Origin of the sequence: Aureispira sp. CCB-E (genome assembly GCF_031326345.1) — a bacterium.
Classification (GTDB): Bacteria; Bacteroidota; Bacteroidia; order Chitinophagales; family Saprospiraceae; genus Aureispira.
Map to the genome: position 1 here is coordinate 5,663,953 of NZ_CP133671.1, position 12,946 is coordinate 5,676,898.

Sequence of the window (12,946 nt, forward strand, 5' to 3'; positions counted from 1 at the left end):
TCATTCAACCACTAAAAATTATAATTAATGCAACACCTTTACCAAACAGTTCCAACCAAAGAAAAAACCACTTTTTCTAAATGGTTAAAAATTGGTTTATGCTTTGCACTACCTTCTATTTTCTTGAGTGCAGGCAATATCAGTCCGCACAATTACAAACCACTAGAAACCGATCTATCTGATTATCAAAAATTAAAAGCAAGAGAAGCAGCGCAAATTTTCAACAAAATTTGCAAAACTGTCAAAGATACTCGCAAAGCTCCTACATTTAACTTTATTTATAATTATCAAGGAAAGCCTTATTATAATGCTTATTATAGTCCTAGTAATAATACCATTAATTTTGGAGAAGGGATTTATGATTTGGCGGCAGACTTGGGTGCCGACTCATTGGATATTGTTGCTACAGTAATGGCACACGAAATTGCCCACTTTTACAAAGATCACGGCTGGGCTCATGCTTTTGGAAAAGCCAACCCTGACAATGATATTAAAAAGAATGTCAAAGAATCTATGTACGACTCGGATGATCGTGCTAGAATGGAAGCGGAAGCTGACTATTTTGGTGGCATATTTGGTTATATGAGCGGATACAATACTTTGGGTGTTGGTGGAGCCTTTTTTGATAAACTGTACGATGCTTTAGAGATTCCTGACGAGACATTTGGTTATCCTTCTCGTCAAGATAGAATTGCTATTTACAACAACTCTAAAGAAATGCTAGAAGAGCTAATTCCAGTTTTTAATACCGCTAATTTGCTCAACTTGGTACGCCGTTATGAAAAGGCTTCTATGTGCTATGACCATGTTATTGTTACGTTCCCTAGCCGAGAGATGTACAACAATGCGGGAGTGGCATTGGCACAAGAAGCAATGAGCATGTATAGCCCTGAAGAATTGAAATTCGTCTATCCCTTTGGGCTTGACTTGGACACAAGATTGAGTCATGCAGGAACAAAAGGGGCAGGAGAATCCAAAGAAGATAAGCGATTGCGATTGGCAAAAGATGCCCTAGATTTATTTAACGATGCCCTTCGTATTGACGACCAGTATGCACCAGCTTATGTTAATGCAGCCTTAGCACACTGTCTACTAGGTGAATATGAAATGGCACTTGGATTAGCTAATAAAGCCATTCAATTTGCCGCTACCAACGATAATAAATTATTGGTTGGCAATGGGCATATTGCCCGTGGCATTGCGTTTGCCTTATCCAACCAGAAAGCAGATGCCAAAAAAGAGTTTAAAGCGGCTGAATCTGGCAATGCTCTACTTGCTACGACAAACTTAGATGCTGTTACCAACAATGTGTTTGCCAAGTTGTTTAAGAAAAAAATATCTGAAGAAATTGAGGGAGAAGAAGAAACAATTGCAGAAGTAGGCGTAGAAGCAATAGAGGTTTTGTTTGACGATAAAGATGCTTTCAAAAGTATTGATATCAAAAAACAAAACGAAAAACGTCCAGAAACGGTTGTTGTTACCGTTGAAGAAGAAGATTTTGACGCAACTCTAGTAGCGACTTACAGCGGTCCTTGGAGTGCCAAAGAAGAACTGGAGGGCTTTTTAATGACAAAACCTGATTACGAAGGTGAAACCGCTCGTGGTATTAAAATTGGCTCTTCTTTGGATGCTATAAAAAAACTGTACGGCAAGCCAACTAGAATGCTTGGAGGAAGCCAAAACAACTTTGTTTTTTATGAAAAAACAGGGCTTATCTTCTTGCTGGATGCAGATAATAATGTTACCCGTTGGCTTATTTATGGAAAAGTGAAATAGAATCATAAAATAGAACCTCTTTAACCAATTTTTGTTGTGGGTCAATTTGTTGATCGAAAAGAACCTTAAATGATCTTTCTTCTTTTTTTCTCAACAAATTGACCTTTTAGTTTTTACAAGCTGTACGCTCAAACTAAACTGGTAATGTAAATCATTATCAAAACATCAAATACTTCAATTGTTCATCATAATACGTTTTATACAATGGCTCAACATGGAATTGCAGTTACTCAGAAAAAGACCTTCAGTAGATCAACCAGCATTACTCAAATAATAAAAGCAACCCCTACTGTCGTTTGGGGTTTATTGACGCAGGCAGATAATTTTCCGAAATGGAATTCTACTATTATCTCTATAGAAGGTACTATAAAAGAAGGGAATCTTATCAAACTAAAGAGTACACTTGCCCCTAATCGAACGTTTAAATTGAAAGTAAAAGAAATGCTTACAGAGCAGAAATTAGTTTGGGGAGATGCAATGGGGAAACGAACCTATACCTTAACACCACAAGGTAACGATACGTTATTCAGTATGCATGAAAAAATAGGTGGTCCCCTATTCCCTTTATTTGCTAGTCAAATTCCCTCCTTTGATGCTTCGTTTGAGCAATTTACCAAAGATTTGAAAGCTGAAGCAGAACTTATCGCCAACGCTTAAGCATTGTTACGATGCTTTGTTTTTGATTTTGTGTTTTTTATTACTGTTATTGTCTTGATAAGTGCCCTATCCTCGTATGGCTTCTACGGGAACCATCTTAGAAGCTCGATAAGCTGGAATAATTCCTGCTATAACTCCAGAAGCTGAGGCAATTAACAAACCTCTTATGGCATTTGCTGGAGACAAAAAGATATCATATTCTGCAATACTAGTGGCTGCCTCTGCTCCTAAGATAACAAAAACAAGCCCTACTACCCCACCTATCAAACAAAGGATAATAGACTCGACTAAAAACTCCATTAAGATAACATAGTTTTTAGCACCCAGCGCTTTCTTAATTCCAATCAAACGAGTTCGTTCTGTTACCGAAACAAACATAATATTCGCCACACTAAACCCACCAACTATAATGGCAAAAAAGCCTATAATATATCCTGCAATTCGGATGATACCAAATACGTTTTCAAATATTTGAGAAACAATAGATAACGTATTGAGTGAAAAATTATCTTCTTCAACAGGTTTTAACAGGCGCTTGGCTCTCAATACACCAGTTAGTTCTGCTTGTAAAGTTTCTAAACGCACCCCTTCTTTAGCTTTGACAGAAATTGACGTTCGTCCTCGATTAAATCCTGCTTTTTTTAAGTTGACATATTTTCTTGCCGTATTATAAGGAATTAAGCCAGCACCATCAAAATCAAGTGGATTAATCAGATCTTTGCCTTCTTTTTCCAAAACACCAATAACTTGCAATCGCTGCCCTTTCACCTTGATATATTTGCCTATAGGGTCTTCAGTAGGTCTAAAAAGTGTTTCGGCAACGTCGTGTCCTATAATAATGTGATTGGTTCCTTTGTAAAATTCGAGGGGAGTAAAATAACGTCCTTTGCTAAACTTAAGCCCGAACATATCTTTGTAGTGATCCGTTACTCCTATAAAAAAGACATTAGAAGCATTACTTGTTTTAGATTCTGCGGTGCCATTACCAATAAAAACCGTGAACGTAGCAATATCTGCCGTTTGAACCTGCTCTGCAATTACTTCGTAGTCTCGATAGTCTGTTTCGGGGCGGCGCTGGTACTTCCAAAAGTTTCCTTCGTGTGGGGGTTCGCCCCAAGGCATTTTACTAATATAAATAACATCGTCTCCCAATTGCTTAAAACTATCTTGGATATTGGCTTCTAAGGAATCTACCGCAGACAGCACCATTATTACACAAAAAATACCTATCGTAATACCAGACAAAGACAACAAGGTACGCAACTTATTTCCTGCCAATTGTTGAAATGCCTGACGAATACTTTCAAAGAAAATTCTTGGTAATAATAATAGTGTGTTCATGTTTTATTAAATCAATAGCGGTAATAAGTAATCCATAAATTACAATACTTCAAATTCTGTTCGCCGATTCCCAGCACGTCCAGAGGCAGAATCATTACTATATTTAGGCTTGGTCTCGCCAAAACCTTTGGCTTTCAAACGCTTGGCATCAATTCCTTTCTCAATTAAATAATTCATCACAGCTTGAGCACGAGCTTCCGATAGCTTTAAATTATCCTCTGGTTTTCCAACATTATCGGTATGACCATTAAGTTGAATTTTTAATGTTTTATTGGTCTCTAATAATGCTTTCAGTTTATTCAATTCCACTTTCGATTCAGATTTTAACTCAGCAGAAGCAGTTGCAAAGAAAACATTTTCCAACACAATAGGTTCACGATCTATTTTTTTAGTAGAATCGGCTGTTCCATACACAACTGGCTGTAATTTTGCCTCCAATCGATAAGCCAAATCTAACGATTTTTCTTCCGTTAAATTATAATTAGCCGAAAAGAACAAATACCCTTCTTTTTGAGCATTCAAAGCATATTGACCAACAGGCAAACAAGCTATAAAAGTTCCACGTTTAGACGTTTGAAGCTGTAGCACTACTTTTTCTGTTTCCAGATTAATAATCTCAATTTCCGCTGCTACAGGCAAATTAGTTGTTGCACTCAAAGTGATGCCATTAATATACGTTACCGCAGCTGGTCGAGACGACTCTGGCAGCTCAAAACTATACAAATCCATCGATCCGTATCCCCCCAAGCGATCAGACGCCAAATAAGCCACCTTTCCCTTTCGACTCACTGCCAAGGCTTCTTCCTGTTTTTCGGTATTAATAGGGTAACCTAAATTCATCGGTGTTCCCCACTTACCATTGTCTTGCATTCTAGTGACAAACAAATCAAAACCGCCCATTCCAGGATGTCCAGTAGAGCTAAAGTATAATGTTTTTCCATCAGGATGCAAAGAAGGAGAAGACTCATCATAAGGTGTGTTCAACTCGCTTACATTCTCAGGGATACCCCAAGTTCCATCTGATTGTAATTTAGAAACAAAAATATCTTTGTCTCCCTGTCCCCTCGCCCCACCACGAACAAAATAAATAGCATCGCTGTTAGGAGCGATAGAAGGCTGTGACTCCCAATTTTTAGAATTAATAGGAGCCCCAATATTTTTAGGTTTCGTCCACTTACCATTTATCTTCTTGGAATAGTATAAATCACAACTTCCGTAATCCTCTCTTCGGTTACAAACCGTAAAAACCAATAGTTTTCCATCTGCTGATATACACTGAGCGGCTTCATTTTCAGGTGTATTAATACTTGTAATGGGTTGCCGTTCTTCCCAACCATTTTCCGTACATTGACTTCGGTATAAATCTTCTTGTCCTCGTTGTCCTTGCCCCTCTTGAACTGTAAACACCAACTCGTCTTCTAAAGTAATCGAAGGAAAGTATTCCCGATCATCAGAGTTGATTCGAGTCCCTAAGTTTTTAGGGTCAAACGGAACGGGGTTCGCGAGTGCTTTGGGTCTAAACTCAGCATCCCCCAAACGCTTGTTGGCTATTTTGACTAAATTAGGGTGGATTTTATCAAAGCTCAAAAACTTTTTTAAATACGTCACCACATCCTCATACGCCTCCTCTTTCATTGCAATTCGACTCAAATCCATATAAGATTTTGGGTAATAATCTGGCGCCAACTCTAGGGCTTTTTTGAAGTAGTTTGTTGCGGTATTTAAATCTTGTTCTGCTTCGGCAATATACCCCAACTGAATGTATGAATTGACAAAAGTTGGATCCTTTTTTAATAACTTACCCAACTCTTTTTTGGCGGTTTTATAATCTTTTCTAAGAATATAACCATATGCCTTTTTGTACGCTTCTTTTGTTTTTTTAGAGGCATTAACAGCTGTTGTATAATCAGATTGCCCAATTAATACCACTCCACTACTAGCCGTGAAAACCAAGAGAAATAAAATATATTTTAGATGCATTCCATTCATAATTTAAATACAAGATAGATATAACTTTGATGAGTTCTCATAAATAGCCTGAGTTAAAAACTTTTTATCGACAAAACGAATAGAGTTCTCTGCAAAGTGCTTAGGGATTCTTCATTTTCTTTTTAATAATCAAATTATACCCCAAAAGTTATCAAGCAATAGGTTCTTAACATAAATTTATACCAAAATGGACTTATACATTAAGATACAAAAAAAAGCTACTTCTAAAAAGAAGCAGCTCATTGAGTATTTTTACAGAAGTGCGGATTCTATAAAAATGGGTCCAATGTTTAGAAGCCTTTAGTTATTTCATTCGTTGTTTAAATTTAGTACTTCGTAAATTTTTTAGCTTTTTTGTAAAAAACTAAAAAAGCATCTTTACATCAATTTGATTATCAACCTTTTAAGAAATTAAGCAACCAAAACATACTCTATTGATAATCAAACTGATGCGATTTTCCCACGAAGTAATGTTAAATTAGTAATTAATTATGTTGCTACTTCAGGAGCGCTGATTAGCTTCCAATACAATTACTCATCTTCAAAAATATTTTCTTTCTTGCTGTTCATATCCTTGTAATCTTGTAGTGCTTTTTCTGTCAGAAAGACATCTGTCATAGTACATTCATCTACATTCAAACCAGCCATTTGAGTACGAATCATAATGGTACGATCAAAGGTTGCTCCTTCTACATCTGCTTCGGTCAAATCTGCATCTGTTAAATCCGCTTTTCGAAAGTTGGTTCCAATCAAACTTGTTTCTTTGAATGACGCACCTTTTAATTTTGCTTTGATAAACTTGGCTCCTGTCAAATCTGTTTCTGAAAAGTTAGCCCCCTCACTATTGGTCAAACTCAAATCGGCAACTACCAAATTATGTTCTCCAATATCTGCGCCTCTAAAATCAGCATTCCTAAGGCTAGCAGCAGGAACAGGATCATGGCCACCAATCAACCTATCCTCATTATCATATTTTTTGGTTCGAATAGCTGGTTTGTCTCCAAAACGAGCCCCTCTCAAATCTGCTTCTCGAAAATCGGCATTGTCCAAATTCATACCTCTAAAATCTACTCCAGGCAGACTAGCCTCTTTCAAATTGATTTTAGGCAACTCACCATGTTTTTCTTTATAAACCTTCTGATAAGCAGCAAAAACCTTGTGGCCTTTTTTGATAATTTCTACCTGTCGATCATTATATGGGGTTTCGGGATCATCCCCTTGTGCTAGTAATGTTGAGGTTGTGAATATACTGAAAAATAGAAGTGTAAAAAGTGTAACTGTTCTCATATTATATTTTTTTAGTGTCTGTAGAACTAACAATTACCTCTCTCATTGCAAAGAGCATGCAAATTATTAACATATTCTTAAATTTCTAAAAAAAAAGCTGAAGCAACAAGTATTCTGCAACATAAAACAAAACCAGTCTTAAAAAGACTGTAGACAGTTTTAATGCTAATTATTACTTTTGATACGCATCAAATCGGCGTTGTTCCCGTGCTAATAAGGCGGTGTATTTGTACGGTGTTTCTAAAGTGATTGTTTGTTTTTTCTCCGTAATAGGGTGTTGAAACGTCAATTCAATTGCAGTCAAAAACAGCCCCTTATGCTTTAAGATCAAGCCTTCTTTTCCATAAAGCGCATCTCCTAAAATTGGAAAACCAAGCTTAGAAAGATGCATACGCAGTTGATGTGTTCGACCTGTTTTGGGGTACAGGTTCAGTAAAGATAATTGACCACTCTTTAACGAATCTACGGTTTTTAAACACTCATACATACTTAAAGATGCTTTTCCTTCTATTGGAAAAACAATACTTCCCTCTCGAGGAGGCGCTCCAATAACTATTGCTTGGTAACGTTTCTGAATGCTTTTAGCTTCAAATTGCGCTCCTAGATTTATCCTAGCCTGTTTTGTTTTAGCAACCAACAAAAGACCAGAAGTGGGGGCATCCAAACGATGAGCTGCTCTGGGTTGTTTTAATCGGTCTGGTGCTGTAGATGGTTCTAAGTTATACAATAATGCTTGTTCAATGGTTCTAAACTGGTTGCCACTAACAGGAAGCCCTGCGGGTTTAAAAATGACTGCCAAGTAAGCATCTTCGTATAAAACTTCTAGAGGCATTTTTAAAACCTTACGAGGAGCATGGTCTATATCCATCAGCTGAATTTCTTGATGACTCTTGACCCAATCTCCAGTATGACCTTTTTTCCCATTGACATAAACAGCTCCCTTTTTAATGGCTGTTTTAACACTCTTGCGAGAGGGCAACTCTGCAAAAACACCACATAAGTAATCACTCAATCGTTGTGGCACTTCGATTTCAGGAACAACATGTGTTGCCAAAACTATCTGCATAAATTATTCTATTACAATACAAAAGCCATTCCTATGAAGAAATGGCTTTTGAATATCTTTGTTATAACGATTTACAAAACTCTTAGGCAGGGTATTTGCCTGCTTTTTCAGAACAAAGATAGTAAAAAATAGCTCTATACTTTTTACTATTAGATTTTCCCATTTTTTCAATCGCATAATCAACAATACCATCCAAATCATCACTTTCAGAAAGACCTAATTTTTTAACTAAGTAGTTATTTTTTACACGATCCAACTCTGATTGATCTGAGCCAGAAACGGTTTCTCCGTCTTTGTTATAAATAGAAGGACCACATGCTTTAGTACAAGCTATTAATTTGTCCTCATCATATTTAATTCCTAATTTTTCCATGTTAGCTTTGTAACCAGCTACTTTTTCATCGAACTTGCTCATGTTTAGCTTTGTTTAATGTTTTAATTGAATAATGTTATTGAGTTTAATAGTTAAAAACAACTACCAACCATTCTTGTTAGACAAAAAACATCATTTCTCTTAATTGTGGATGGCTTTTTTTTGCCAAAAAGTGTCTTTTCTTGCCAAGTTGCTTAAAATCCACTAAGAATTTTATGTTTTGTATTACCAATGTAAAAAAATCGAACAAAAAATTAAAACAATTCCACCAACTTCTCACATTTTAAATTTTCGTAGAATGGTCTTACAAACAAACAGATTTTGTTTAAAATAAGCCTTGGAACTCACAAAACTATAGTCTGTTTCGATTCGGTTTAATCTTTCCTCGCAAGCTTGGCAATCTTCTAGTACTGTAGCCAATGCTAAATTAAACATCAAAAAGCGCATATTTTCAAAAGCTCGATAAGGCACTGCTTCTATATTATTGGTTGTAAAACTAGTATCATTTAAATAACTGTCGTACTCTTTGACAATATGGTTCGACCAATATTTATAAATGGTCAATTGTGGTACAAAGTCTTTGTCTCGTATGATCGTTCCTTTTTCAGGATCCATGGTATATTTAAAAATCGCTGACTTTCCATAAACGCTTCCTATAGGAATAATATAATGTTCTAGGATAGTATAATCATTGGGGCTATTTTTTGTTATAAGGACATCTCCTAAATTTTGATTGAAGTCGTATAAATCATTCCCTTCTTGCTTGATTAAAATGTTATCCAAGCGAATTGCTCCTTTTTTGTCCAACAACTCTTTAAAATCTTCATAAGTCCTAGGTGTTTCAAAATTCCAATCCTTATAATCTATCTGGAATTCTAAAGTACTTTTTACAGCCTCTGTCTTTTTTTCTGTATTGATTGAGTTGGTGGAATCCCCACAAGCACCGAACAAGAGTGCGGTTAATATTATGTATAGTGTATTTTTCATACAAACAAGGTAAGAAAACACAAGCCAAATTGCAAATCAATAATTATAATAATAACTTTGAGGCTGTTGTGGGAAATTATCCAATGTTATAACCTACAAAACTACTTTGTAGACACATCATATCAAATTGATTATCAAAAAACAGCAAAAGCATGTTAAAGAAATACGATAAAACAGCTTTATTAATTTTAGATGGTTGGGGACATGGTCCTAACCCTAAAGTCAGTGCCATTGCTCAGGCAAAAACCCCTTTTATCGACAGTTTGTACCAAAACTACCCCAATTCTGAGCTGGTCACTTATGGCGAGCAAGTTGGCTTGCCCGAAGGGCAAATGGGAAATTCAGAAGTAGGACATCTTAATATTGGAGCAGGTAGAATCGTTTATCAAGAATTAGTCCGCATCAACAAAGCAGCAAAAGATCATTCTTTGCACGAAAACAACACATTGGTTGAAGCCTTGAAGTATGCGAAAGAAAATAATAAAGCTGTTCATTTAATGGGCTTGCTGTCTGATGGAGGAGTACATTCTCACATCAATCACCTAAAAGCTTTGTGCGATGCCACGCAAGAACATCAGTTATCCAACGTCTATATCCATGCATTTATGGATGGTAGAGATACCGCTCCTAATGGTGGCATTGGCTATATAAAAGAATTACAACAACATCTTCAAGATATGCCTGTTCAAATAGCCTCTATTATTGGGCGTTACTATGCAATGGATCGAGATAAACGTTGGGAACGCATTCAATTGGCGTATGATTTATTGTTGCATAACAAAGGAGCGTATTTTAGCGATCCTATCAAAGCATTAGAAGCTTCTTATGCTGCTGGTAAAAGCGATGAATTTATTCAGCCGATTACTTGCCATGATGCAACCATACAAGAAGGAGATGTTGTCATTTGCTTTAACTTTAGAACAGATCGTTGTCGCCAAATTACAATGGCACTAACACAACAAGATTTCCCTGATTTTAGTATGAAAACACTCCCGCTTCATTATGTAACAATGACGCGTTATGACGATACATTCCAAGGTGTAAAAGTGCTCTTTGAAAAAGAAAACTTAACCAACACACTAGGAGAAGTACTAGCAAAGGCAAACAAAACACAAGTTAGAATTGCTGAAACTGAAAAATATCCACACGTTACTTTCTTCTTTTCAGGGGGACGAGAAGCACCTTTTGAGCAAGAAAAACGCTTGATTGTTGCCTCACCTAAAGTAGCCACTTATGATTTGCAACCCGAAATGAGTGCTCATGGCATTACAGATAGCATTTTGGCAGAGGTTGAAAGCAATCAACCTAATTTTATTTGTTTGAATTACGCCAATGCGGATATGGTCGGTCACACAGGCGTTTTTGAAGCGGCTGTCAAAGCTGCTGAAACAGTTGACACTTGCGTCAAACGTTTGGTAAAAAATCTACTACAACATGATTATGCTATTATTATCATTGCTGATCATGGTAACTCTGATTATATGATTAACGACGATGGCTCGCCTCATACGGCTCATACAACCAATCCTGTGCCTTGTTTTTTTGTTGCCAATGAGATTAACAACATTCAACTTCAAAATGGCAAATTAGCTGATATTGCTCCTACTATCTTGCAATTAATGGCACTCCAAGCTTCAGAGGAGATGAATGGCACTCCGTTGTTAAAAATAATATAATACTCCATTGGTTGTAACAATGATTGGCAATTTCAATAATCACCAATCATTGTTACAATAATACCTACTTGCTAGCAATAAATTAAGCTTTCAGTTCCATGTTTTATTATTTTAACTGAACAAAACAATCAATATAAACGGTTACATCCAAACCAATGGACCCCGCTCCCATTTTTTCTCCCAAACCATATTCTTTTCTTTGGATGGTAAATGTTCCTGTTAGATGCTGTCGGTTTTCTTTTTCTTCTACGGTAAATGGAATGGTTATCTTCGTGCTAATGTCCCGAATTGTCAAGGTCGCTTCTGCTTCGTATCCTTCTTCTGTTTTAGAGATTTTATCAGAACTAATTTTAACTGTTGGATAAGTAGCAACTCCAAAAAAATCATCTTTTTGTAAATGTTTATCTCGTCCTTTACTTTCGGTATTGACAGTAGCAGGATCTGCCGTTGCTTCAAAACTAGAGGCTTCTAAATTATTGGCATCAAAATTAACGGTTCCTTTCAAATTCAACATGGTTCCTTTTACTATCTTTCCCATATTGCTCACCTCAAACTCTATTTTTGAAGCTTTGGTATCAATGACTTGGGCAATATTAGATTGAGCAAAAAGCAAGGCTATAACTAATAATACTAATTGTTTCATAATCTTTAGTTGTATAAAATGATTGATATATATAATAGTCGATTTAAATTAACAGATGCCTGTTTATAAAGATACAATTCAAAATCCCTATTTTTGGCACTTAGTTCATTAAGATGCATTTTAACAACTTCTACCCGTTTATTGTTTTCAATAATTCTCTATTTTTATAGGGCGACTGTATTTCAGTCGTTAGCTACGCCACTACTTCGTATTTCTAAATTCACTCAAAATGCCTAAAAGATTATTTTTATGTTTATTTTTTGCTTGTTTTGGCGTCACTACAGAAGTTATTTTTGTCGCCATTAGCAATTTAATCAATCAAACACCTTACTGTAATGAACCGCTTTGGTCTTTAACTGGTAAGACCTATGTTTGGATGCTGCCTATTTACGCTTTGATTCCTTTGATTGCAGAACCAATTGTCACAAAGACAAAATCGTGGCACTTTTTGCTTCGATTGATTTTTTATACAACGCTAATTTTAAGCATTGAATTTATTTCAGGCTTTGCCTTAGAACAGTTGACCGGCAAATGTCCTTGGGAGTACACTACAGGATGGCACTTTATGGGCTATATACGGTTGGATTATATTCCTGCTTGGATGTTTTTTTCTTTTTTAATTGAGTATTTATATCGTTTTATAGATAAAAATTTAAACCACGTTACATGAAAGTAGAACTATGGGTTATTGGCAATACCTCTTTTCCTTATTTGAAAGAAGGAACAGCGATTTATGAAAAACGCCTAAAGCATTACCTTCCTTTTGAATATTCAATTATCCCCGATATTAAAAATGCTAAAAATAGAACCAACGAGCAATTAAAATCAAAAGAAGGAGCAGCCATACTAAAAAAATTAGACAAAGGAGATTGGTTAGTTTTATTAGATGAAGGCGGAAAAGAATACAGTTCTCTAAAGTTTGCTAATTACATGGAAAATATGCTACAACAAAGCCACAAAAGAATTATTTTTGTGGTTGGTGGCGCTTATGGTTTTTCACCTGAAGTATATCAACGGGCAAACGCCAAAATATCGCTGTCTAAGATGACTTTCTCTCATCAAATGGTTCGTTTATTTATTTTAGAACAGCTCTATAGAGCGATGACTATTTTAAGAAATCAACCTTATCATCACGAGTAATTTTTAGTATC

General features: G+C 36.0%; 12 protein-coding genes. 5 read left to right on the plus strand and 7 right to left on the minus strand.

Annotated elements, in window-relative coordinates:
- Positions 1–27 precede the first annotated feature (27 nt).
- Together QP953_RS22165 and QP953_RS22170 are read left to right on the plus strand one after the other, a co-directional pair.
- Complete coding sequence (locus QP953_RS22165; protein WP_309552984.1) at positions 28–1,776, plus strand: M48 family metalloprotease; 1,749 nt, start codon at positions 28–30, stop codon at positions 1,774–1,776.
- A 204-nt stretch (positions 1,777–1,980) separates the two neighbouring features.
- Positions 1,981–2,433, plus strand: coding sequence for an SRPBCC domain-containing protein (locus QP953_RS22170; RefSeq protein WP_309552985.1), 453 nt, complete (start codon positions 1,981–1,983; stop codon positions 2,431–2,433).
- 66 nt (positions 2,434–2,499) lie between these two features.
- Here the strand turns inward: QP953_RS22170 and QP953_RS22175 are convergent, their stop codons facing one another.
- The 6 genes from QP953_RS22175 to QP953_RS22200 form a co-directional block, all read right to left on the minus strand.
- Positions 2,500–3,774, minus strand: a complete 1,275-nt coding sequence (locus QP953_RS22175; protein WP_052594093.1) for an ABC transporter permease — start codon at positions 3,772–3,774, stop codon at positions 2,500–2,502.
- A 39-nt stretch (positions 3,775–3,813) separates the two neighbouring features.
- Complete coding sequence (locus QP953_RS22180) at positions 3,814–5,754, minus strand: OmpA family protein (RefSeq protein WP_309552986.1); 1,941 nt, start codon at positions 5,752–5,754, stop codon at positions 3,814–3,816.
- A 540-nt stretch (positions 5,755–6,294) separates the two neighbouring features.
- Positions 6,295–7,050: a pentapeptide repeat-containing protein gene (locus QP953_RS22185; RefSeq protein ID WP_052594089.1), complete on the minus strand. Its 756-nt coding sequence runs from the start codon at positions 7,048–7,050 to the stop codon at positions 6,295–6,297.
- A gap of 172 nt (positions 7,051–7,222) precedes the next feature.
- Complete coding sequence (locus QP953_RS22190; protein ID WP_309552987.1) at positions 7,223–8,116, minus strand: RluA family pseudouridine synthase; 894 nt, start codon at positions 8,114–8,116, stop codon at positions 7,223–7,225.
- An 82-nt stretch (positions 8,117–8,198) separates the two neighbouring features.
- Entirely contained in the window at positions 8,199–8,531 is a 333-nt protein-coding gene (locus QP953_RS22195) for a DUF2853 family protein (protein WP_052594085.1), read from the minus strand.
- A gap of 234 nt (positions 8,532–8,765) precedes the next feature.
- The gene (locus tag QP953_RS22200) at positions 8,766–9,476 is read right to left on the minus strand and encodes a hypothetical protein (RefSeq protein ID WP_309552988.1); all 711 of its coding nucleotides are present in this window, start codon (positions 9,474–9,476) and stop codon (positions 8,766–8,768) included.
- A 152-nt stretch (positions 9,477–9,628) separates the two neighbouring features.
- Between QP953_RS22200 and gpmI the strand changes: the two genes are divergently transcribed.
- Positions 9,629–11,152, plus strand: coding sequence for a 2,3-bisphosphoglycerate-independent phosphoglycerate mutase (gene gpmI / locus QP953_RS22205; protein WP_309552989.1), 1,524 nt, complete (start codon positions 9,629–9,631; stop codon positions 11,150–11,152).
- Positions 11,153–11,258: 106 nt separating this feature from the next.
- On the opposite strand, the gene QP953_RS22210 is transcribed toward gpmI, so the two are convergent.
- Positions 11,259–11,795 carry a YceI family protein gene (locus QP953_RS22210; RefSeq protein WP_309552990.1) on the minus strand — a complete coding sequence of 179 codons (537 nt, stop codon included), beginning with the start codon at positions 11,793–11,795 and terminating at the stop codon, positions 11,259–11,261.
- Between the two features lie 229 nt (positions 11,796–12,024).
- On the opposite strand from QP953_RS22210, the gene QP953_RS22215 reads away from it, so the two are divergent.
- The gene (locus tag QP953_RS22215; protein WP_309552991.1) at positions 12,025–12,465 is read left to right on the plus strand and encodes a putative ABC transporter permease; all 441 of its coding nucleotides are present in this window, start codon (positions 12,025–12,027) and stop codon (positions 12,463–12,465) included.
- Entirely contained in the window at positions 12,462–12,935 is a 474-nt protein-coding gene (gene rlmH, locus QP953_RS22220; RefSeq protein WP_052594076.1) for a 23S rRNA (pseudouridine(1915)-N(3))-methyltransferase RlmH, read from the plus strand. The genes QP953_RS22215 and rlmH overlap by 4 nt, the downstream gene beginning before the upstream one ends.
- Positions 12,936–12,946: the final 11 nt, after the last annotated feature.

Coding starts and splice junctions, on each gene's coding strand:
- QP953_RS22210 (WP_309552990.1), bottom strand. CDS start 11,795: ATGAAACAATTAGTATTATTAGTTATAGCCTTGCTTTTTGCTCAATCT.
- QP953_RS22170 (WP_309552985.1), top strand. CDS start 1,981: ATGGCTCAACATGGAATTGCAGTTACTCAGAAAAAGACCTTCAGTAGA.
- QP953_RS22185 (WP_052594089.1), bottom strand. CDS start 7,050: ATGAGAACAGTTACACTTTTTACACTTCTATTTTTCAGTATATTCACA.
- QP953_RS22165 (WP_309552984.1), top strand. CDS start 28: ATGCAACACCTTTACCAAACAGTTCCAACCAAAGAAAAAACCACTTTT.
- QP953_RS22190 (WP_309552987.1), bottom strand. CDS start 8,116: ATGCAGATAGTTTTGGCAACACATGTTGTTCCTGAAATCGAAGTGCCA.
- QP953_RS22215 (WP_309552991.1), top strand. CDS start 12,025: ATGCCTAAAAGATTATTTTTATGTTTATTTTTTGCTTGTTTTGGCGTC.
- QP953_RS22200 (WP_309552988.1), bottom strand. CDS start 9,476: ATGAAAAATACACTATACATAATATTAACCGCACTCTTGTTCGGTGCT.
- QP953_RS22195 (WP_052594085.1), bottom strand. CDS start 8,531: ATGAGCAAGTTCGATGAAAAAGTAGCTGGTTACAAAGCTAACATGGAA.
- rlmH (WP_052594076.1), top strand. CDS start 12,462: ATGAAAGTAGAACTATGGGTTATTGGCAATACCTCTTTTCCTTATTTG.
- QP953_RS22180 (WP_309552986.1), bottom strand. CDS start 5,754: ATGCATCTAAAATATATTTTATTTCTCTTGGTTTTCACGGCTAGTAGT.
- gpmI (WP_309552989.1), top strand. CDS start 9,629: ATGTTAAAGAAATACGATAAAACAGCTTTATTAATTTTAGATGGTTGG.
- QP953_RS22175 (WP_052594093.1), bottom strand. CDS start 3,774: ATGAACACACTATTATTATTACCAAGAATTTTCTTTGAAAGTATTCGT.